General features: G+C 61.2%; 12 protein-coding genes. 7 read left to right on the top strand and 5 right to left on the bottom strand.

Annotation, left to right across the window (positions count from 1 at the left end; translation table 11 throughout):
- Positions 1-55: 55 nt before the first annotated feature.
- A complete protein-coding gene (locus BI292_RS23410; RefSeq protein ID WP_101209345.1) occupies positions 56-9,424 on the bottom strand; it encodes a retention module-containing protein in 9,369 nt (3,122 codons plus the stop codon).
- Between the two features lie 591 nt (positions 9,425-10,015).
- Between BI292_RS23410 and BI292_RS23405 the strand changes: the two genes are divergently transcribed.
- The 3 genes from BI292_RS23405 (at position 10,016) to BI292_RS23395 (ending at position 15,057) form a co-directional block, all read left to right on the top strand.
- Positions 10,016-11,374, top strand: coding sequence for a TolC family outer membrane protein (locus tag BI292_RS23405; protein WP_092271584.1), 1,359 nt, complete (start codon positions 10,016-10,018; stop codon positions 11,372-11,374).
- A 134-nt stretch (positions 11,375-11,508) separates the two neighbouring features.
- The gene (locus tag BI292_RS23400; protein ID WP_101209344.1) at positions 11,509-13,668 is read left to right on the top strand and encodes a type I secretion system permease/ATPase; all 2,160 of its coding nucleotides are present in this window, start codon (positions 11,509-11,511) and stop codon (positions 13,666-13,668) included.
- Positions 13,669-13,677: 9 nt separating this feature from the next.
- The gene (locus BI292_RS23395) at positions 13,678-15,057 is read left to right on the top strand and encodes an HlyD family type I secretion periplasmic adaptor subunit (protein ID WP_092271589.1); all 1,380 of its coding nucleotides are present in this window, start codon (positions 13,678-13,680) and stop codon (positions 15,055-15,057) included.
- Between the two features lie 155 nt (positions 15,058-15,212).
- Here BI292_RS23395 and BI292_RS23385 read toward each other — a convergent pair whose 3' ends face one another.
- On the bottom strand, positions 15,213-15,806 hold the full coding sequence (locus BI292_RS23385; RefSeq protein WP_101209343.1) for a tRNA-uridine aminocarboxypropyltransferase: 594 nt from the start codon (positions 15,804-15,806) through the stop codon (positions 15,213-15,215).
- A gap of 13 nt (positions 15,807-15,819) precedes the next feature.
- Positions 15,820-16,716: a LysR family transcriptional regulator gene (locus tag BI292_RS23380; RefSeq protein ID WP_092271593.1), complete on the bottom strand. Its 897-nt coding sequence runs from the start codon at positions 16,714-16,716 to the stop codon at positions 15,820-15,822.
- Between the two features lie 518 nt (positions 16,717-17,234).
- Between BI292_RS23380 and speB the strand changes: the two genes are divergently transcribed.
- The 4 genes from speB (at position 17,235) to BI292_RS23360 (ending at position 21,711) form a co-directional block, all read left to right on the top strand.
- Positions 17,235-18,185, top strand: coding sequence for an agmatinase (gene speB, locus BI292_RS23375; RefSeq protein WP_092271595.1), 951 nt, complete (start codon positions 17,235-17,237; stop codon positions 18,183-18,185).
- Between the two features lie 9 nt (positions 18,186-18,194).
- The gene (locus BI292_RS23370; protein ID WP_101209342.1) at positions 18,195-18,617 is read left to right on the top strand and encodes a nuclear transport factor 2 family protein; all 423 of its coding nucleotides are present in this window, start codon (positions 18,195-18,197) and stop codon (positions 18,615-18,617) included.
- 54 nt (positions 18,618-18,671) lie between these two features.
- The gene (locus BI292_RS23365) at positions 18,672-20,177 is read left to right on the top strand and encodes a cytosine permease (RefSeq protein WP_101209341.1); all 1,506 of its coding nucleotides are present in this window, start codon (positions 18,672-18,674) and stop codon (positions 20,175-20,177) included.
- A gap of 154 nt (positions 20,178-20,331) precedes the next feature.
- Positions 20,332-21,711 (top strand): sodium:solute symporter, encoded by a 1,380-nt coding sequence (locus BI292_RS23360; RefSeq protein WP_101209340.1) that lies wholly within the window; start codon positions 20,332-20,334, stop codon positions 21,709-21,711.
- Positions 21,712-22,012: 301 nt separating this feature from the next.
- Here the strand turns inward: BI292_RS23360 and BI292_RS29260 are convergent, their stop codons facing one another.
- Both BI292_RS29260 and BI292_RS23355 read right to left on the bottom strand, forming a co-directional pair.
- On the bottom strand, positions 22,013-22,141 hold the full coding sequence (locus BI292_RS29260) for a PA1414 family protein (protein ID WP_256592735.1): 129 nt from the start codon (positions 22,139-22,141) through the stop codon (positions 22,013-22,015).
- A gap of 139 nt (positions 22,142-22,280) precedes the next feature.
- Positions 22,281-22,773, bottom strand: a 493-nt coding sequence (locus BI292_RS23355; RefSeq protein WP_256592734.1) for a LysR substrate-binding domain-containing protein, incomplete at its 5' end; no start/stop codon positions are given.

The following is a 22,773-nucleotide window of genomic DNA, read 5'->3' as shown; positions in this document are numbered from 1 at the left end:
AAAACCCGCCCCCCATTAAAGGGATGGCGGGTTTTGTCGTTTCAGACCTGCGGCATCACACGGTATCGACCTTCAGCGAGTGGTCACTGAGCATGCCAGTGATGATCGTCGCCGTGTCGTGTCCGCCGGCCACCACGCCGCCCGCGCCCGGCGTTACACCGTACTGGCTGGCGAGGTTGACGCCGGCCAGGTCGATGGTCTGGTTCGGCGTGGCGCCGGCCATTGCGCCGACGTCGATGCTGGTGACCAGCGAGGCGCCGCTACCGGTGACTTTGAAGTGCAGGTAGTCATCCAGCGAAGCGGCCGTGCCGTTCTCCCCTTGTAGCAGTTGTGACAGGTCGAGCTGATCGGTGCCTGGGGTGAAGTCGGTGATCACGTCATGGCCGCTGTTGCCCGCCAACCATTTGAACGTGTCGGCGCCGGCGCCACCGGTCAGGGTGTTGTTGCCGAGTCCACCGATCAGGAAGTCATCGCCGCCGCCACCGTTAAGCACGTCGTTGCCCAGACCACCGTTGATCACGTTGCTGTTGTTGTCGCCGCGCAAGGTGTCGTTGAAGTTGGAACCGGTGAGGTTCTCGATACCCAGCAGCGTATCGGTGCCGGCGCCGAGGGTGTTTTGCGCGGTCAGCAGGCTCAAATCGACCGTGACCCCGGCGGTGGCATGGCCATAACTGGCGGTGTCGCTGCCAGTGCCGCCATCGAGCAGGTCATTGCCCAGACCGCTGTAGAGCAAATCGTTGCCGGCGCCACCGTGCAGTTCGTTGTTGCCGTTGCCGGCAGTCAGCACGTCGTTGCCGTCGCCCGCGTTGATGATGTTGTTGCCGGTGCCGGCCACCAACACGTCATCGCCCGCCGTACCGGTGAGGGTATGGCCGTCCTGATAGCTGATGGTCACGTTCGCCGTGTCGCTGCCGCCATGGTTATCGTTGGCGGTGTAGGTGCCGTGGAAGTCCGGCGTCAGATCATGTGCGCCGGCGTAGTTGATCTTCATCGACAGCTGATAGTTTTCGGCCGCCGTGGTGCTGCTGCCGCTGGTATTGGTGATGTTGGTCACGTGAATCCGGTAGGTGCCATCGGACGTCGCGTTGATGGTGCCGCCGTCGGCGATGGCGACGAACGCGCCACCGTTGAGCGAGTACTCCATGGCGACATGACCGGCAGCCAGGTTGTGATCGAGATTAAGGGTTTCGCCCTGTTTCAGTTTCACCGTGATCATGTCTTCATCGTTGGCGTTGCTAGCGGCGACCGCGCCGAGGTAGCCGCTGACCAGCAGCACGGCGGTCATCGTTGCGGAGTTGGCCGCGAACGAGTTGCGTACGTCGGCCAAGGCCTGGTTGGCCGCGTTGTTGCCGGTGCCGGTGAAGCCCACCGCGCCAGTCCCGGTGAAGTCGGCACCCTTGGCCACCCAACCGGTGTTGAACGTGGTCGGGGTCGCGGTTTTCGGATCGCCATTGGCGTCGGTGTCGTTGGCCAGCAGCAGTTCGCCCGGGACCACGATGTTGCTCGACAGCACGTTGGTGATGACGTTGTCATCGGCCGCAACTGGCGCCGCGTTCGGGATCACTTTGATGGTCAGCGACGAACTGGCCAGATCGCCGTCATTGTCGCTGACGGTGAAACCGATGTTCTCGGTGATCACCACGGCCGTGGTTTTCTGCGAGATGTAGTTGTATTCGCCGGTGTCGAGGTTCACCACCAGCGTGCCGCTGTTACTGGTGGCGATGCTCAGGGTGTTGTCGACGGTGTTGAACGTGCCTTTGTTGGCGCCGCCGCTGAAGTTCAGCGAGCCCTGATTGCCGTTGGCTTTCGGGTCGTAGGTGTAGGTGGTGCCATCGACGACGATGGATTTGATAAAACCGCCATCCGCGCCGAACGTGCCGCCATCCAGCAAGGTGCCGGTGACCGGCGCGCCCTGCACCGTGCCCGACAGCACCGAGTTGAGCTGGTTGAGATCAGTCACCACCACCGCGTTGGTATCGGTGTGGGTGCTGCCGTCGTAAGCCAGTGGATTGAGGTTGGCACTGCTGACGCCACTGCCCAGGCCAATCGCGTAGTTCTTGATGCCATTGGCGTCAAGGAAAGCCTTCCACGCCGCTTCGTCGGCGGTGCCGGTTTCCTGGCCGCCGGTAGGTTTGCCGTCGGAGAAGAAGTAGCCGACGTTCTGCGCACCGGTCAGTTGCCCGGAGGTGTTGAACGCCAGTTTCGCCGCCGCAACTGCCGCGTCGTAGTTGGTGCCGCCGCCCGCCGTCAGCGTCGCAATGATCGACTTCGCCGTGGCGACATCGACCCAGATCGGGGTCTTGTCGGCGGCGCTGCTGCTGAAGGTGACGATCTGCACGCGCACATCGCCGAGGTCGTCGTACTTGTCGAGCAGAGCACTGATCGCCTGTTTGGCCAACGCCATCCGCGACAGGCCCGGCACACCGGAAGCGTCCGCCATACTGCCGGACACGTCGATCACCAGCAGCAGGTTGGAATCGATTTCCACCGCGGTGACCGAACGTTCAGAGGCCACGGCTCTTGGCACGTCATCGACGATGTTGACGACGATGGTGCTGGTGGTGCTGTTGCCCAGCGCGTCGGTGGCTTTGTAGGTGAAACTTTCGCTCAGGGTATCCGCGCCATTGTTGGCGCTCGGCGAAGTTTTCGGCGCCGAAGTCAGCGTGTAGGTGTAGCTGCCGTCCGCGTTGAGCAGCATCTGCCCGTAAGTGCCAGTGGCGCTGCCGACCAAGCTGTAAGTCAGCGCGCCGCTGCCGCCGGTGACGGCGCCGACTAGCGTGCCGGTGGCGGTTTCGCCGGTGTTGCCCGGGTCGCTGCCGATGACGGTGCCGGGCGCCAGGTCGTGGCCGTCCTTGCTCAGGTCGAGGGCTTTTTCGAAGACCGTTACGTCCTGATCGACCGCAGCCTTGAGGCCGCTGTCGGTGACGTTGATTTTGATCGTGGTGGTGCTTTCATCGCCGTCGGCATCGCGCACGGTGTAGACGAACGTGTCGGTCGCACCGGCCACGCCCACCGAGTTCGGATTGGCGTGATACACCGCGTTGCCCGCCGCATCCAGCGTCAGGTAACCGTAGGTGCCATTGATGTTGGTGCCGAGCCCGCCCACCGCCGAGGTGCCGGTGTTGCTGCCGGCGCGCACGCCGATCACCGCCCCGCCCGCCGCCGCGCCATCGGCACCGAGCACGTCGTTGCCGAGCACGCTGATGTTGACGGTCGCACCTTCGATCGCGGTGCCGGTGTCGGCAGCAGCGGTCGGCAGGTCATCGACGATGTTGACGTTGATCTGGCCCGACGCGGTGCTGCCATCGGTGTCGGTCGCCACCACGGTGAAATTTTCCGTGAGGCTGTTGGCGCCATTCGCGGTCGGATGGCTTTCGTTATCGACCAGGGTGTAGCTGTAGCTGATCACGCCGGTGGTCGCGTTGTAGTTGTTGATGGTGAGGGTGCTGCCGAGCGGCGAGGCGATCGACTGCGGCAAGCCTGTCGCTACGCCACCGACGACCACGTTGATCCCGCCGACGCTCAGGGTTTGCAGACCGTCGAGGGCGGTGACGGTGAACGTACCGTTCTGGGTCAGCGCAGATGGATTGGGGCTGGTGCCGTCGCTGAGGTTTTTCTCGTAGAAGGTCAGCTCGCCGCCCGTGACGTCGAGGCCATTGAGCGTCACCGGATCGTTGTTGTTGTGGATGTTCAGCACCAGGTTGGCGGTGCTGGTGTCGCCGTCGGCATCGGTCAGGGTGTAGGCAAAGGTTTCGGTGCCATTGCCGCCGCCGTGCAGGTTTTTGAAGTCGGCGTCATTGCTGTCCAGCGTGTAGGTGTAAGTGCCGTTGGCGTTCAGCACCAAAGTGCCGTAAGTCCCGGTGAAAGTGCCTGGGGTCACCGGTCCGGCATTCGGCCCGGTTGCAACGCGGTCGGCACCTTGAATGTCGTTGGTCAGCACGTTGCCATTGAGGGTCAACAGGCTTTCCGAAGCTGTGGCGACGTTGCTGTCATTCACGGCTTTAGGCACGTCATCGACGATGTTGACGACGATGGTGCTGCTGGTGATGTTGCCCAGCGAATCGGTGGCCTGATAAGTGAAGCTTTCGGTCAACGTGTTCGCGCCATCGTTGGCGTGCGGCGTGGTGCTGGCCGGCGAAGTCAGGGTGTAGGTGTACGTGCCGTTGGCGTTGAGCTGGATCTGCCCGTAGTTGCCATTGGCGCTGCCAACCAGACTGTAAGTGATTGCGCCGATAGCGCCGGTGACCGAGCCGACCAACGTGCCGCTGGCGGTTTCGCCGCTGCTGGTAGGATCGCTGCCGACCACGGTGCCGGCCGCCAGGTCCTGGCCATCCTTCGTCAGGTCGAGGGCTTTTTCGTAGACCGTGACGTCGCTGTCGCTGACCGCTTTGATGCAGCTGTTCGACACGTCGATGGTGATGGTCGTGGTGCTTTCATCGCCATCGGCATCGCGCACGGTGTAGGTGAACACATCGGTGGCGCCCGGGCCGTTCACGGCGTTCGGGTTGCTGTGGTAAACCGCGTTGCCGTTGGCATCCAGCGTCAGGTAACCGTAGGTGCCGTTGATGTTGGTGCCCAAGCCACCGATGGCCGAAGTCGAGGTGTCGCCGCCAACACGCACGCCCACCACCGCGCCGCTGAGCGCTGGACCGTCGGCGCCGCCGATGTCGTTATCCAGCACATTGCCGGAGATCGTCGCGCCCTCCGCCACCGTTGCGCTGTCCGGGTGTGCGGTCGGCAGATCATCGACGATATTGACGTTGATCTGGTCGGTCGCCGTGCTGCCGTCGGTGTCGGTCGCCACCACGGTGAAGTTTTCCGTGATGCTGTTGGCGCCGTTGGCGTTTGGATGGGTTTCGTTATCCACCAGCGTGTAGCTGTAGCTGACCACGCCGGTAATTTCGTTGTAACCGGTGACGGTCAACGTGCTGCCGAGCGGTGTGACGATGGATTGCGGGAAGCCTGCGACCACGCCGCCGCTGACAATGTTGAGCCCGCCCACGGTCAAGGTCTGCAAACCGTCGAGCGCGGTGACGGTGAAGCTGCCGCTTTGGGTCAGGGCCGTGGCGTTGGGACTGGTGCCGTCGCTGAGGTTTTTCTCGTAAACGGTCAGCTCGCCACCCGCGACGTCGAGGCCGTTGAGGGTCACTGGGTCATCGTTGTTATGGATGTTCAGCACCAGATTGGCGGTGCTGGTATCGCCGTCGGCATCAGTCAGCGTATAGGCGAACGTTTCGGTGCCGTTGCCGCCGCCGTGCAGGTTTTTGAAATCGGCGTCGCTGGTGTTGAGGGTGTAGGTGTAAGTGCCGTTGGCGTTGAGGACCAGGGTGCCGTAAGTACCGGTGAAGGTGCCTGGAGTAACAGGCCCGGCATTCGGCCCGGTAGCTACGCGATCGGCGCCTTGCACGTCGTTGGTCAGGACGTTGCCGTTGAGCGTCAGCAAGCTTTCCGACGCGGTGCTGGCGTTGCTGTCATTGGCGGCCTGCGGCAGGTCGTCGATGATGTTGACGTCCAGCGTTGCATTGGCGGTGGTGCCGTTGTCGTCGACCACGGTGACAGCAAATTGCTCAGGCAGGTTGTTGGCGCCGTTGGCATTCGCGTGGGTTTCAGTGGCGTTCAATGTGTAGCTGTAGCTGACAACGCCGGTGGTTGCATCGAACCCGGTGATGGTCAGCGTGTTGCCCAAACCGGTGGCGATTGATTGCGGGAATCCGGCGGATACGCCGCCGCTGACGACAGCGATTCCGCCGACAGTTAACGTTTGCACGCCGTCCAGCGCGGTGATGGTGAAGGTGCCGTTTTGGGTCAGCGCGGTGGAGTCTGGTGCGCTGCCAAGTTCGAGGTTTTTCTCGAAAACGGTGAGTTCGCCGCCAGCAACATTTAGGCCGTCAATCGTCACTGGATCGTCGTTGTTGTGGATCTGCAACACCAGGGTTGCGGTGCTGGTGTCGCCATCGGCATCGGTCAACGTGTAGGTGAAGTTTTCCGTGCCGTCGCCACCACCGGTCAGCGCTTTGAAATCGGCGTCGGTGGTATTCAACGTGTAGGTGTAAGTGCCGTTGGCGTTGAGAACCAAAGTTCCGTAAGTCCCGGCGAATGTGCCTGGAGTGATCGGGCCAGTGGCCACGCGATCTGCGCCTTGGACGTCGTTGGTCAGGACGTTGCCATTCAGCGTCAGCAAGGTTTCGGACGCAATATCAGCGTTAGTGTCGTTGACTGCTTGCGGCACATCGTCGATGACGTTGACGTCCAGCGAACCGGTGGCCGTGGTGCCGTTATCGTCGACGACGGTGACAGCAAATTGCTCAGGCAGGTTGTTGGCGCCGTCGGCATTCGCGTGGGTTTCAGTGGCGTTCAGTGTGTAGCTGTAGCTGACAACGCCGGTGGTTGCGTCGAAGCCGGTGATGGTCAGCGTGTTGCCTAAACCGGTGGCGATTGATTGCGGGAATCCGGCGGATACACCGCCGCTGACGACGGCGATTCCGCCGACAGTTAACGTCTGCACGCCGTCCAGCGCGGTGATGGTGAAGGTGCCGTTTTGGGTCAGCGCGGTGGAGTCCGGTGCGCTGCCAAGTTCGAGGTTTTTCTCGAAAACGGTGAGCTCGCCACCAGCGACATTCAGGCCGTCAATCGTCACTGGATCGTCGTTGTTGTGGATCTGCAACACCAGCGTTGCGGTGCTGGTATCGCCGTCGGCATCGGTCAACGTGTAGGTGAAGTTTTCCGTGCCGTCGCCACCACCGGTCAGCGCTTTGAAATCGGCGTCGCTGGTATTCAACGTGTAGGTGTACGTGCCGTTGGCGTTCAACACCAACGTGCCGTAAGTCCCAGCGAATGTGCCTGGGGTGATCGGGCCAGTGGCGACGCGATCCGCGCCTTGGACGTCGTTGGTCAAAACGTTGCCGTTGAGCGTCAGCAAGGTTTCGGACGCGGTGTCAGCGTTGCTGTCGTTAACCGCCTGCGGCACATCGTCGATGACGTTGACGTCCAGCGAACCGGTCGCCGTGGTGCCGTTATCGTCGACGACGGTGACGGCAAATTGCTCAGGCAGGTTGTTGGCGCCGTCGGCATTCGCGTGAGTTTCAGTGGCGTTCAATGTGTAGCTGTAGCTGACGACGCCGGTGGTTGCGTCGAACCCGGTGATGGTCAGCGTGTTGCCCAAACCGGTGGCGATTGATTGCGGGAATCCGGCGGATACACCGCCGCTGACGACAGCGATTCCGCCGACAGTTAACGTCTGCACGCCGTCCAGCGCGGTGATGGTGAAGGTGCCGTTTTGGGTCAGCGCGGTGGAGTCTGGTGCGCTGCCGAGTTCGAGGTTTTTCTCGAATACGGTGAGTTCGCCACCAGCGACATTCAGGCCGTCAATCGTCACTGGATCGTCGTTGTTGTGGATCTGCAAAACCAGCGTTGCGGTGCTGGTATCGCCATCGGCATCGGTCAACGTGTAAGTGAAGTTTTCCGTGCCGTCGCCACCACCGGTCAGCGCTTTGAAATCGGCGTCGGTGGTGTTCAGGGTGTAGGTGTAAGTGCCGTTGGCGTTCAATACCAACGTGCCGTAAGTCCCGGCGAATGTGCCTGGAGTGATCGGGCCAGTGGCGACGCGATCGGCACCTTGGACGTCGTTGGTCAGCACGTTGCCATTCAGCGTCAGCAAGGTTTCGGACGCGGTGTCTGCGTTGCTGTCGTTGACGGCTTGCGGCACATCGTCGATGACGTTGACGTCCAGCGAACCGGTGGCCGTGGTGCCGTTGTCGTCGACCACGGTCACCGCAAATTGCTCAGGCAAACCATTCGCACCATTGGCGTCCGGATGCGCTTCGTTGCCATTCAACGTGTAGCTGTAACTGACCACACCGGTCGTCGCATCGAACCCCGTGATCGTCAGCGTGTTACCCAAACCAGTGGCGATTGATTGCGGGAAACCTGCCGCCACGCCACCACTGACCACGCTGATGCCGCCGATCGTCAGCGCCTGCACGCCGTCCAGCGCGGTGATGGTGAAGGTGCCGTTTTGGGTCAGCGCTGCCGCATCCGGTGTACTGCCTTCGCTGAGGTTTTTCTCGAAGATTGTCAGCTCGCCGCCGCCAATGTTCAGGCCGTCGATGCTCACGGGATCGTCATTGTTTTGGATCTGCAGCACCAGGTTGGCCGTGCTGCTGTCGCCGTCCGCATCGGTGAGGGTGTAGGCGAACGTTTCGGTGCCGTTGCCGCCACCGGTCAGCGCTTTGAAATCGGCGTCGCTGGTATTCAACGTGTAGGTGTACGTGCCGTTGGCGTTCAACACCAACGTACCGTAAGTCCCGGTGAACGTGCCGGGGGTGATCGGGCCGCTGTTCGGCCCGACAGGCACGCGATCGGCGCCCTGCACGTCGTTGGTCAGCACGTTGCCGTTGAGCGTCAGCAGCGTTTCCGAAGCGACGCCGTTGTTGTCGTCGATGGCGAGCGGCACGTCGTCGGTGATGTTGACGTCCAGCGAACCGGTGGCGGTGTCGCCATTGGTGTCGACGGCGACCACGGTGAATTGTTCGCTGAGGTTGTTGGCGCCATCGCCGGCCGAATGGGTTTCGTTGCCGGTGAGGGTGTAGCTGTAGCTGACGACGCCGGTCGCCGGGTTGTAACCGGTGACGGTCAGGGTGTTGCCGAGTTGCGAAGTGATCGATTGCGGGAAGCCTGCCGCGACGCCACCGCTGATCACGTTGATGCCGCCGATGCTCAGACTCTGCAGGCCATCGGCCGCGTTCACCGTGAAAGTGCCGCTCTGCGTCAGGGCCGCCGAATTGGCCGCCGAGCCGTCCGGCAGATTGGCCTCGTTGAGGGTCAATTCACCGCCAGCGTTATCGAGGCCGCCGAGGGTGACGATGTTGTTCACGGGCGGCACGACCACCGCAGGTGCGTCGTCACCCTGATCGACATCAGCGTTGCGCCGCTCTTCCGGAAACTCCGGAATGCCGCCGAAGCCTTCGGTCGGGAAACCGATGTTCGGATCAACCCGGCCACCGACTTCTTCCAGCAATACAAAACTGTGCCCGCCGCCCGCCGCACCACCCGGTGTGGTCGTGCCTTCCGGACCGGCCGCAGTGGCTTCGCCGACCTTCGTCGGGTCATCGCCGGCGGCGATGGCTTGTTGCAGTTGCTCAACGTCGGTCAGTTGCGCCTGGCTCGGCGTCACCGCATCCGCGGTTTCGACATGCGGTGCCTGATGCGCGAGCAGTTGTGCGTTCATTTGCAGGCTGCTGCCACGCCCGAGCGTCAGTTCCTGGCCATTTTGCAGATGCACGGCTACCGCGCCGGCAACCCCGGTGTCCAGTTGCTCGCCGACGAACACCTTGTCGCCTTCGATCAACGCACGTCGGGTACCGTCGCTCGCGACCGCAAACACCTGACCAATAACCTTACTGACGATTCCGATGAGCGTAGCCATGTGCAAATCTCCTGCGCTGCCAACCGCTGTCGGCACCTGGTGGTGTGAAAAACGTGCTGACGGCGAAGCGGTCCACCCGGCGGATCGTCGATCAAAAAGCGTTTACCGAGGCAAATCGCGTTTCCGACAACGTTCTCCTCAGGCGTTTCGCTCGCGGGCCAACTAGTCCTGCCTGGAATAAAAACCCTGTGCAATCAATGGCATTGGGTCTTACCAGCGGAAAAATCTCCCGGCGAACGATGCGTAACGGTGTTGAATCACTCGAGTGACAAAAAAATGCCGCTCGAAAACCGTCCCACTTCCCTCCCCTCAAACACTTCTCCACTCTTTTTCGCTAAGTGGATGGAACTTTCCTTAAAACCCCTGCAAGCTCTGTAAGGCTAGTAATTCAAGGGCTTTCGGTTTGAACAATGTGCCGGATTTTTTAGAGCGCATAAGTTTTTTTTGGAATAAGCGTTAGAAGAAAATCTTCTTAGGTTTTCGCTAGAATGTTCTTAGCTCTGTTGTTACAAGAGTGAAACGGTTTTACTAAAAATAACGTCAAACATTTGACGACAGTTAAGCACCATAGGAAACAAGGGAGAAGTACCCATGCGCCTCTTTACCCCCCTCTGCAGCGCGATTTTGCTGGCCATGGCCTGCACTTCCCAGGCTCAGGCCATGTCATTGACCGATGCGATCCAAAGCACCATCGCAACTCACCCCGAGCTTGCTTCGCGTGTGGACGCGCGCCTTTCGGCCGATGAACAAGTGAAAGTCGCCAAAGGGGGCTTCTATCCGTCGGTGGATTTGAACGCCGCTTACGGGCGCGGCTACAGCGATAACACCAACACTCGGGCGTTCGGCAATCACAACACCGAAATCCTCACGTACACCCAGTCGGAGCTGCGTCTGCGGCAGATGCTGTTCGACGGTTTCAACACCTCGAATGAAGTCGAGCGCACCAAAGGCGTGTCCAACTCCCGTGCCTATTACGCCCAGGGCACCGCTCAGGATCTGGCCTTGCGCACCATCGAGGTTTACCTCGAAGTGCTCAAACGCCGCGAACTGGTGACGCTGGCGACCAACAACTTGCAGGCGCACATGCGCGTCAACGACCAGATCGGCCTACGCACCCAGCGCGGCGTCGGCAGCAACGCCGACTCCGATCAGTCGTCCGCCCGTCGCGCATTGGCGCAGAACAACCTCGACACCGCTGAAGTGGATCTGGCCGACGCCGAGTCGAACTTCTTCAACGTCGTCGGGCGCATGCCTGATGAGCTCGAAGCCCCGGCATCGACCCGTGGCGAGTTGCCGAACACCCTGCCGGAAGCCCAGCAGAGCATGGTCGAAAACAACCCGTACCTGAAATCCGCGCAGGCTGACGTGCAGTCGGCCGAGAGCCAGTACGAAGTTGCCAAGTCGCCGTTCTACCCGCGTTTCGACGCTGAAGCGGCAGTCGGCGCGAACAACAACGTGCAGGGCGACGAAGGTCACGACAACGAGTGGCGTGTCGGCGTGGTGATGAACTACAACCTGTTCCGTGGCGGCAGCGACAAGGCGCGTCTGGCGTCTGATGCGCACCAGATCAATCAGGCGATGGACATCCGCAACAACGCCCTGCGCCAGCTCAACGAAAACATTCACCTGGCGTGGAACGCCATGGTCAATGCGAAGAAACAAACCCCGACCGCCCGCGAATACGCCGAGACCACTCGACGCGTGCGCGCGGCGTATCAGGACCAGTTCGGCCTCGGCCAGCGCACCCTGCTCGACTTGCTCGACAGTGAAAACGAGCTCTACAACGCCAACCGTCGCTACACCGAAGTGCGCTACACCGAGGAATACTCGATGTACCGCGTGCTCTCGAACATGGGCCTGTTGCTGAGCAAACAACGCGTGGTGTTGCCTGCCGATGCGATCGCCTCCAGCGAAGTGAAGAACGAAGCGCGTTTGCCAGAACTGAGATAACCCCAGCAGGTGCTATCGCAGGCTGCAGTTTTTTGTTCCGGGGCTAAATCCCAGTGACAAAACCTCGCAGCCTTCGGCAGCTCCGTGCGCGAGGCGATGTGTAGATGTCTTTGCCAACAACGGGAGCGCTCGATTTGACCAGCATGGAACCCGGCAACACGGGTGTTGACCCGCGCCTGAGCTTCGATGACCCGCTTCTGGACGGTCTGCTGATTCTCTGCAAATTGCATGGCGCGGCGGTCAGTCGCGCCAGCCTGAGTGCCGGCCTGCCGCTGAACAAGCAACGCCTGAGCCTCGACCTGCTGCCGCGTGCAGCCGCTCGGGCCGGTTTGCAGGCGCGTTTGCTGCGCCGTGATCTGGCGGATATTTCTGCGCTCAACTTGCCGGTGCTGTTGCTGCTCAACAATGGTCGCACCGCCGTGCTGCGGCGCTTCGGCGATGATGGGCAACTGTTGATTCTGCCCAGCGAAGCCGAGGGCGGCGAACAATGGGTCAGCCTCGAAGAGCTGACCACCAATTACAGCGGCCAGGCGTTATTCGCCCGGCCGCGCCATGAACTCGAAGACCTGCGCTCCCCACTGGTGCCGCGGGTCGAGGCGTGGTTTCGCGACACGCTGAAACTGTCGAAATGGCTGTACAGCGACGCGATTCTTGCGAGTTTCCTGATCAACCTGCTGGGGCTGATGGTCCCGCTGTTCGTCATGCAGACTTACGACCGCGTGGTGCCGAACCAGGCGACTTCAACCCTGTGGGTATTGGCGATCGGTCTGTTGATCGGCACCGGTTTTGAACTGGTCCTGCGCGTGGTCCGCGCGCATCTGCTGGACACCGCCGGCAAGAAAACCGACGTGATTCTTTCGGCGACGCTGTTCGAACGCATCACCGGCATGTCGATGAAGTCGCGGCCGGCGACCATCGGCGGTTTTGCCCAGAGCATTCATGACTTCCAGGGCCTGCGCGAATTTCTCACCGCGGTCACCCTGACCAGCCTGATCGACCTGCCGTTTGCCGTGCTGATGCTGGTAGTCATCGGGTTGCTCGGCGGCTGGCTGGTGGTGATTCCGCTGCTGGCGTTTCCGATCACGATCATTTTCGCGATGATCGTCCAGGTGCGTCTGCGCGACACCGTGCAGAAGAGTTTGAGCCTCGGCGCCGAACGCCAGGCATTGCTGATCGAAACCCTCGGCGGCCTGGAAACGCTCAAGGCGTGCAGCGCTGAAAGCGAACGCCAGCACAAATGGGAAAGCACCCACGGCGCCCTCACCCGCCTCGACAGCCACGCGCGTAATCTCTCGGCGCTGGCGACCAACGGCACGCTGTTCATCCAGCAATTCTCCGGCATGGCGACCATCGTCGCCGGGGTCTACAGCATCATCGCCGGCAACCTCAGCGTCGGCGCGCTGGTCGCGACGTACATGCTCGGCAGCCGCGTGCTCGCGCCGCTGGGGCAAATCGCCGGTTTGATCACCCGTTACCAGCAAGCGCAACTGACCATGAAAAGCACCGACGCACTGATGTCGCTGCCGCAGGAACGCGACGCCAAACAACGGCCGCTGGAACGCACGCAGCTGCAAGGCGCGATGGACATCAACGGCGTGACGTTCCACTACAACGGCCAGAATGCCCCGGCGCTGGCCAACATCAGTTTCAGCGTCAAACCCGGCGAACGGATCGGCATCATCGGCCGTAGCGGCTCGGGCAAAAGCACCCTGGCGCGGTTGGTCATGGGTTTCTACACACCTGAGGACGGCCAACTGCTGCTCGATGGCCTCGACCTGCGGCAACTCGACGTCGCCGACCTGCGACAACAGATCGGTTATGTCGCCCATGACTTGCCGTTGCTGGCCGGCAGCCTGCGCGACAACCTGACCCTCGGCGCGCGATACATCAGCGATTCACGCATGCTCGAAGTCGCCGAATTGACCGGTGTCACGGAGCTTGCCCGGCAACATCCGCAAGGCTTCGACCGCCCGGTCGGTGAGCGCGGCCAGTTGCTTTCCGGCGGTCAGCGCCAAGCCGTTTTGCTCGCACGCGCATTGTTGCTCGACCCGCCGATCATGCTGCTCGACGAACCGACCAGCGCGATGGACAACAGCAGCGAAGACGTTCTGCGGCAAAAACTTCACACCTGGGTCGAGGGCAAAACCCTGCTGCTGGTCACGCACCGCACTTCGATGCTGAGCCTGGTGGATCGGCTGGTGGTGCTGGACAACGGGCGGATCGTCGCCGACGGTCCGAAAGAAGCGGTCATCGATGCATTGCGCAAGGGCCGTGTCGGCTCTGCGGCGGTCTAGGAGCTACCCATGGCGCGTTCATCGTCCGACACTTCGCACAACACACCCAAGGATCGCGGCTATTTCGGCAGTTTCAGCAAGAGTGCGGAAAGTGAATACATGCCGGAAACCGCCGGCGCGGCGCTGCAGGATTCGCCGCGCCTGTCGCGGATCACCGTGTGGCTGGCCGCCGGGTTGCTGATTTCCGGACTGGTCTGGGCCAAATTCGCCGTGCTTGAAGAAGTCACCATGGGCGAAGGCAAGGCGATTCCGTCGAGCAAAATCCAGGTCATCCAGAACCTCGAGGGCGGCATCGTCACCGAAATCTTTGTTCGCGAAGGGCAAATGGTCAATAAGGGCGACACCCTGCTGCGCCTCGATGACACGCGGTTTCTGTCGAACAAGGGTGAGAGCGAGGCGGATCGTTATGCGTTGACCGCGCAAGTCGAGCGGCTGTCGGCCGAGGCTGAAGGACGGCCGTTCAAGCTGTCGCCGGAAGTGATTGCCAAGGCACCGCAAGTCGCTGAAGACGAGCGTTCGTTATATGAACAACGCCAACGCCGACTGGCCAGTGAGCAGCGCACGCTGACGGAACAACTTCGCCAAAAAACCCAGGAACTGGCGGAATTCCGCTCGAAACAGGGGCAGTTCAGTTCGAGCTTGGCGTTGCTCAATCAAGAGATGAACATGTCGGCGCCGCTGGTGGGCACGGGCGCGGTTTCGCCGGTGGAAATCCTTCGGTTGAAACGCAGCGCGGTGGAAATTCGCGGCTCGCTGAATGCGACGACGCTGGCGATTCCGCGGGCGGAATCGGCGATCAACGAGATCAAAAGCAAGATCGACGAATCGGAGCAATCCTTCCGCTCGGACGCGGCCAAGGAGCTGAATGAGAAGCGCACCGACCTGTCGAAAATCACCGCGTCGAGCATCGCCATCGAAGACCGCGTGACCCGCACCACGGTGGTGTCGCCGGTGCACGGGATCATCAAGGTGTTGAAGGTCAATACCATTGGCGGCGTGGTGCAGCCGGGCAGCGACATGGTGGAAATCGTGCCGCTGGAAGACAACTTGCTGATCGAAGCCAAGGTCCGCCCGCAGGACGTGGCATTCCTGCACCCTGGCCAGAAAGCCATGGTCAAGTTCAGTGCTTACGACTACACGATTTATGGCGGATTGAGCGCGAAGCTTGAGCTGATCGGCGCGGACACGATCACCGATGACAAGGGCAATAGCTTCTATCTGATCCAGGTTCGGACTGACAAAAACCATTTGGGCGGCGACGCCAAACCGCTGCTGATCATTCCGGGAATGGTGGCGACGGTGGACATTATTACCGGCGAGAAAAGCGTGCTGGATTACCTGCTCAAACCGGTGCTGAAAGCGCGGACCGAGGCGATGCGCGAGCGCTAACGCGAGCGTTCCCACCTGTGGCGAGGGGGCTTGCCCCCGTTGGGCCGCGAAGCGGCCCCAAAACCCTTCAGCCCAGTTGTGTCAGACAGAGTGCGTTAGCAGGATTTACGACTGCTTCGCAGCCGAACGAGGGCAAGCCCCCTCGCCACAAAAAGTCATCCGCCGTGATTACGCCGAAAAACCTCCTCCCCCATCGCCGCAATCTGCCCTTCGATCAGCGCCTCGAACGGTTTCAGCAACGGCTCGAACGTGGTCGGCGCTTCCAGCGTCTGCAGCGCCTGCACAATCGCTTCCACCGTCGACAACGCCCCCGGCCCCGGGGCCTTGCGCAATCGATACCGCGACACCCCGCCGCCCGCCAACGTTACACGCGGCAACGCCGCCAGCAGCGGATTGAGGTGCAACATCTTGCGCGCCTTGCGCCAAGTACCGTCCGGGACCACCAGCAATAACGGCAGGGCATTTTCGGCATACGCCTGCAACGGCTGCGCGTCATCGGCGGGGAACAACAACCGCGCCTGATACCCCGGCCGGTTCAACAGTGTCGGCAAATCCTCGAACACTTCGCCGACGATCAACTCGGCATTGGTCAACCCCAACGCCGCCAGTCGCGCGGTGTTCAGCGCATGGTTCACTTCGCTTGGATGCTGCAACAGCAACACCCGCGTGCGGCTGTCGAGGCGCGGGATCAGCGGGCACAAGCAATGGGTTTGTGGGCGCAGACAGCGCGGGCAGTGGATTCTGGGCATACGGGCCTTTCCTTCAAGCAGCCTGGTTGAGCTGCGCTTTGAGCAGATCGCGGAACGTCTGGATCAGCGGTTCGCGGCTGCGACCACGGCGCACGATCATCGAAAACGGCGCCTGATAGCCGAACGTCGCCGGCAGCAATACACGCAAATCGCCTTTGTCGGCCCACGCCTGCGCGTAGTGCTCCGGCAGGTAGCCGATGTAAGCGCCGGAGAGCACCAGAATCAGTTGCGCTTCCATACTTTCGACCGTCGCGGCGCTGTGTTTGAAACCGTGGCGCGCCAGTTCAGCCTGGCTCCAATAACCCCGACCGACCATGCGTTGCTGAGTGATGACTTGCTCGGGGATGCGCCGTTCGCTGAACAGCGGATGGCGGCTGCTGCAATACAACCAGTGTTGTTCGCGGTACAGCGGCATGTAGACCAACCCGCTCATGCGCGTGGAAAACGCGCCGATGGCGAGGTCGAGGCGGTTGTCCTGCACGCCGAGTTGCAGTTCGTAAGGGCTCATGACCGACAGGTGCAAATGCACCGCCGGGTGCTCCTGACTGTAGGCGCCGATGGCTTCGGCGAAAGGCAAGGCCTTGTCGCTGACGGTCGAATCGATCACGCCGAGGTTGAGGGTGCCGCGCAATTCGCCTTTCAACGCGGCGGCGTATTGCTCGAAACCTTCGAGTTCGCCCAGCAGCCGCAAGGTTTCCTGATGAAACAACTCGCCTTTGCTGGTCAGACTGAACCCACCGCGCCCGCGATGGCACAGCACCAGACCGAGCGCCGCTTCGAGCTGGCTCATGTAGGTGCTGATCGCCGAGGTCGAGAGGTTCAACTCTTGCTGAGCGTTGGCAAATCCCTGATGCCGCACCACGCTGACAAAAATACGCAGGAGTTTCAGGTCGGGTAAAGCGTTGGCCATGCGGGCTCCGGGCTTTAGAAATGTGTTGCCTGTTGAATCCCCCCCTCACCCCAACCCTCTCCCCAGGGGGGAGAGGGGGAAAGGGAGCCGATCTCCTTGGCTTTCAAATCCTGAGTTTGATTCGATATTTCAGGTCTATGTAATTCCCGAGAACACCTCGGTCAGTCCCCTCTACCCCCTGAGGAGAGGGGGAAAGGGAGCCGATCTCCATGGCTTTCAAATCCTGCGTTTGACTCGATATTTCAGGTCCATGTAATTCCCGAGAACACCTCGGTCAGTCCCCTCTACCCTCTGGGGAGAGGGTTAGGGTGAGGGGTCGTTCTTGAGGCGAGTACAAAACTCAATGCCGCAAAGTCTAATCCCCCTTCAGCCATTAGTTTAGAAAAATCTGAACTAAGTATTTGCCCGTAGCGATTCTTCCTGCCCACTACATTTCGCATCATCCGGCCACAGCGGTGCCCGACCTTCCGAGAACGGCGCGCCGACATAAATAAAACAACGACGATGAGGCCCTACCCGTGGACAAGATTCTTCACCAACCACTGGGCGGCAACGAAATGCCGCGCTTCGGCGGCATCGCCACCATGATGCGACTCCCCCACTTGCCTACCGCTGCCGGCCTCGACGCTGCTTTCATTGGCGTGCCGCTGGACATCGGTACTTCGCTGCGCCCCGGCACCCGTTTCGGACCTCGCGAAATCCGCGCCGAATCGGTGATGATCCGCCCGTACAACATGGCCACCGGCGCCGCGCCGTTCGACTCGCTGTCGGTTGCCGACATCGGTGACGTGGCGATCAACACCTTCAACCTGCTCGACGCCGTGCGGATCATCGAAGAGTCCTACCACAACATCCTCGAACACGACGTGATCCCGCTGACCCTCGGCGGCGACCACACCATCACACTGCCGATCCTGCGGGCGATTCATAAAAAGCACGGCAAGGTCGGGCTGGTGCACATCGACGCCCACGCCGACGTCAACGATCACATGTTCGGCGAGAAAATCGCCCACGGCACCACGTTCCGTCGCGCCGTCGAAGAAGGTCTGCTGGACCCGGATCGCGTCGTGCAAATCGGCCTGCGGGCGCAGGGTTACACTTCCGAAGACTTCAACTGGAGCCGCAAACAAGGCTTCCGCGTGGTTCAGGCTGAAGAGTGCTGGCACAAATCCCTGGCACCGCTGATGGCCGAAGTCCGCGAGAAAGTCGGCGGCGGTCCGGTGTACCTGAGCTTCGACATCGACGGTATTGACCCGGCCTGGGCGCCTGGCACCGGTACCCCGGAAATCGGCGGTCTGACCACTATTCAGGCGATCGAAATCGTCCGTGGCTGCCAGGGCCTCGACCTCGTCGGTTGCGATCTGGTAGAAGTCTCGCCGGCTTACGACACCACCGGCAACACCTCGCTGCTCGCCGCCAATCTGCTCTACGAAATGCTCTGCGTACTGCCTGGCGTAGCACACCGCTGAGGGCTGGTCATGAACGAGCGCGATGAGGTTTTGCAAGCCGCCGCCAATCTGGTGAGCGCCTTCGCCCGTAACGATCGCGAAGCTTATTTCGGTGCATTCAGCAGCGACGCGAGCTTCGTGTTCTACACCCTCGGACAGCCACTGTTGTCGCGCGACGCCTATCAGGCGTTGTGGGACAACTGGCGCGCCGAGGATGGCTTCGAAGTGCTTTCGTGCACCTCGAGCAACGCCTTCGTCAGCCTGCAAGGTGATGTGGCGATTTTCATCCATGACGTGGCCACCGAGCTGCGCATGCAAGGGGAGCAACATTTCAGCCAGGAGCGCGAGACGATTGTTTTCAATAAACAAGCGTCTGGCCAAGAACAACAAGGCCTATGGCTGGCCTGTCATGAACATTTGTCCGCGATGCCGGAAGGGCTGCCACCCCCTTAGCCAAACAGGTGACGCTCACGCACGATGAGCGCGCCTTTATGATCGGAGCTGATCATGAATAACAACAACAAAGAAAAAAGCCTTAGCAGCATTGAAACAAACGGGGTCGAACAGATCCCCGACCATGAGCGCGACGCCAAACCCAGCGATCTGTTTCGCTTGATCTTCGGCGGCGCCAATACCTTCGCCACTGCGGTGCTCGGCAGTTTTCCCGTGCTGTTCGGGCTGTCGTTTCAGGCCGGCGTGTGGGCAATTGTGCTGGGCGTGGTGCTCGGCGCGCTGATTCTGGCGCCGATGGGCCTGTTCGGTCCGCTCAACGGCACCAACAACGCCGTGTCTTCCGGTGCGCATTTTGGTGTGCACGGGCGGATTGTCGGCTCGTTTCTGTCGCTGCTGACCGCTATCGCGTTTTTCTCGTTGTCGGTGTGGAGCTCGGGTGATGCGCTGATCGGTGGCGCCAAACGCCTGATCGGTCTGCCGGAAACCGACCTGACGCTGGGCCTGGCCTACGGTTTGTTCGCGATCCTCGTGCTGACCGTGTGCATCTACGGTTTCCGCTTCATGTTGTGGGTCAATCGCATCGCGGTCTGGGCCGCCAGCCTGTTGTTCCTGCTCGGCATCTTTGCTTTCGCGCCGACCTTCGACAGCCAGTTCGCCGGCACCGTCGCCGTCGGTCAGGCGGGTTTCTGGGCAGCCTTCATCGGTGCCGCGCTGGTGGCCATGAGCAATCCGATTTCCTTCGGCGCGTTCCTCGGTGACTGGTCGCGCTACATCCCGCGAGAAACGCCGAAGGCTCGGATCATGCTGGCGGTGATTGGCGCGCAACTCGCGACGTTGATTCCGTTTTTGTTCGGCCTCGCCACCGCGACCATCGTTGCGATCAAGGCACCGGACTACATCGCCGCGAACAATTACGTCGGCGGCCTGCTGGCAGTTTCGCCGAGCTGGTTCTTCCTGCCGGTGTGCCTGATCGCGGTGATCGGCGGCATGTCGACCGGCACCACTTCCCTCTATGGCACCGGCCTGGACATGTCCAGCGTGTTCCCGCGCGTGTTGTCGCGGGTCAAAGCGACGTTGCTGATCGGCGTGATGTCGATCGCTTTCATCTTCATCGGGCGCTTTGCCGCCAACCTGGTGCAGAGCGTCTCGACGTTCGCCGTGCTGATCATCACCTGCACCACGCCTTGGATGGTGATCATGATCATCGGCCTCGTCGTGCGTCGCGGCTTCTATTGCCCGGACGACCTGCAAGTGTTCACTCGCGGCGAAAAAGGTGGCCGTTACTGGTTCACCCACGGCTGGAACTGGCGCGGTCTGGGCGCGTGGATCCCGAGTGCGCTGGTGGGTTTGTGCTTCGTCAACCTGCCGGGGCAGTTCGTCGGTGTGCTGGGCGATCTGGCAGGCGGCATCGACATCAGCTTGCCGGTGACGTTGGGACTGGCGTCGCTGGTGTACCTGGCGCTGCTGAGTATGTTTCCGGAACCACGGGAAGTGTTCGGCCCGAAGGATGCTCGCAGCAAGGGAGCCGCCACCGAGCCTGAACTGCGACAAGCCGCCTGATCAACGAATGACCTGTAGGAGCAAGGCTTGCCCGCGAAGAACGATCACGCGGTCAGTCTGACCGACCGCGCAGCCCCCTTCGCGGGCAGGCCTCGCTCCTACGGGAACTGAATTTCAGCCTCACCATAAAAAAGACAATCGGAGACACGCCACCATGGCCCTGGATTTATTCGTCGTCCTCATCTACGCCGCCGCGATGCTTGTGCTCGGTTACTTCGGCATGCGCAAAGCCAAGACCAACGAAGATTACCTCGTCGCCGGTCGCAACCTCGGCCCCACGCTGTATATGGGCACCATGGCCGCCACCGTGCTGGGCGGTGCGTCGACCGTCGGCACCGTGCGCCTGGGCTACGTGCATGGGATTTCCGGTTTCTGGCTGTGCGCCGCACTGGGTTGCGGGATTGTCGCGCTGAACCTGTTCCTCGCCAAACCGCTGCTCAAACTGAAGATTTACACCGTCACCCAAGTTCTGGAAAAACGCTATAACCCGATGGCCCGCTCGGCGAGCGCAGCGATCATGCTGGCCTACGCGCTGATGATCGGCGTGACCTCGATCCTCGCAATCGGCACCGTGCTGCAAGTTCTGTTCAACTTGCCGTTCTGGATGTCGGTGCTGCTCGGTGGTGGTGTAGTGGTGGTTTACTCGGCGATCGGCGGCATGTGGTCGCTGACCCTGACCGACATCGTCCAGTTCGTGATCAAGACCGTCGGCCTGATGTTTATCCTGTTGCCGATCTGCCTGTACCGCGTCGGCGGCTGGGATGAATTGGTGCTGAAACTGCCATCGACCGCGTTCAATTTCACCACGATCGGTTGGGACACGATCATCACGTACTTCATGATCTACTTCTTCGGGATCCTGATCGGCCAGGACATCTGGCAGCGCGTGTTCACGGTCAAAACCGCGAAAATCGCCCAGTACGCCGGCACCTTCGCTGGCTTCTACTGCATTCTCTACGGCCTCGCTTGCGCATTGATCGGCATGGCCGCTCACGTGCTGATTCCGGACCTGGACAACGTCAACAACGCCTTCGCCGCCATCGTCAAACTGTCCTTGCCGGACGGCATCCGTGGCTTGGTGATCGCCGCCGCACTGGCCGCGATGATGTCCACCGCCAGCGCCGGTCTGCTCGCCGCCTCCACCACGTTGACCGAAGACCTGCTGCCGAAACTGCGCGGCGGCAAACAGTCGAGCCTGGGCATCAACCGCCTGTTCACCATGCTGACCGGTATCGCTGTCCTCGGGATTGCGCTGGTGGTCAACGACGTGATCAGCGCGCTGACGCTGGCTTACAACCTGTTGGTCGGCGGCATGCTGATTCCGTTAATGGGCGCGATCTTCTGGAAACGCGCGACCACCTCCGGCGCCATCGCCAGCATGGGCCTGGGTTTCGCAACGGCGCTGATCTTCATGGTCAAGGACGGTTTCGACGCCAACACGCCGATCTACTACAGCCTCGGCGTGAGTCTGGTGAGTTTCGTGGTGGTGAGTCTGCTGTCGCGTCGCCCGGCAGTAGTGGCGAGCGCTGCGTAAGGATGCGGTAACGACTTGATGTTTTCTTCGACGGGTGTGGCGTCGGTTGCCACACCCGTTTTTTTTCGTCTGAAGAAAACCGGGGAAATGTAAGCAGATGTCTGCTGGAATCAGCCAGCATTAGCACGACGCGCACCTGTAGCAGCTGCCGAGCACCGCGAGGCTGCGTTCGGCAACAACGTCGTCGTGAAAATGGAATTCAAGTGCGCCAGGTTCGGCGACTGCTGCGCAGTCGAACGTAGCCTCGCGGTGCTCGCCAGCTGCTACAAAACGGTGCTGGCAGCTGCGGGAGATGGCGCCCTTAGCGGCGGCGCGGTTGGCGTCGGCGCTGTTCGTCGTCCGTGCGGATTGGCACAGGTTGCATAGGCGGTTCAATCAGACCGAGTGCAACACCCAGATCGTGCAGCCAGTTTTCGATTTTCTCTTTCATGGTGCCCCCTTCAGGGTAGTGCCGAGTGGCGAAAATTCTGTAGCCACTTCGCACTGATAATAGTCCGAAGTCCTACGCAATGCTCGCCGAAGATCGCAATGATCTGTTACTGAATTGATCAAAATTATTGACCGATAGTTCAAGCCGTCGCCAAAGCCTGTGGTAGCGCTGTTGGATAAACCAACTGCTGCTGCTCCACCCACGCATTCAAATTCGCCCCGAGCATGCCTTTGCGCCACATCAGCCACGTCGTGGCGCTGGCGAACGGCTCGGCCAGCGGGTGCACCGCGACGCTCTCGCGGCCCGGCAGGCTGGCGAGCATCGACTCCGACATCAACGCCACACCAGAACCGGCAATCACGCACGCGAGCATGCCGGGGTACGATTCAATCTCGATCGCGCGGCCCATCGCCGCGCGGTCATGGGCGAACCACGCTTCGAGGCGCATCCGGTACGAACAACCCTGGCGAAAAGTAAACACCGAGCGCCCTTCCACATCCAGCGCACTGCGGATCGGCGGATGATCGGCCTCGCTGATCAGCACCAGCCGTTCGTCGCACAGCGGCACGCCGTCGAGCCCGGCGAGTTCCAGCGGGCCGTACACCAGCGCCGCATCGAGGCGCCCGGTGAGC

This window comes from Pseudomonas sp. 43NM1 (genome assembly GCF_002836905.1).
In the GTDB taxonomy this organism is placed as follows: domain Bacteria; phylum Pseudomonadota; class Gammaproteobacteria; order Pseudomonadales; family Pseudomonadaceae; genus Aquipseudomonas; species Aquipseudomonas prosekii.
Note: the sequence above shows the minus strand (reverse complement) of the source record. Positions and strands in the feature narration are given on the sequence as shown.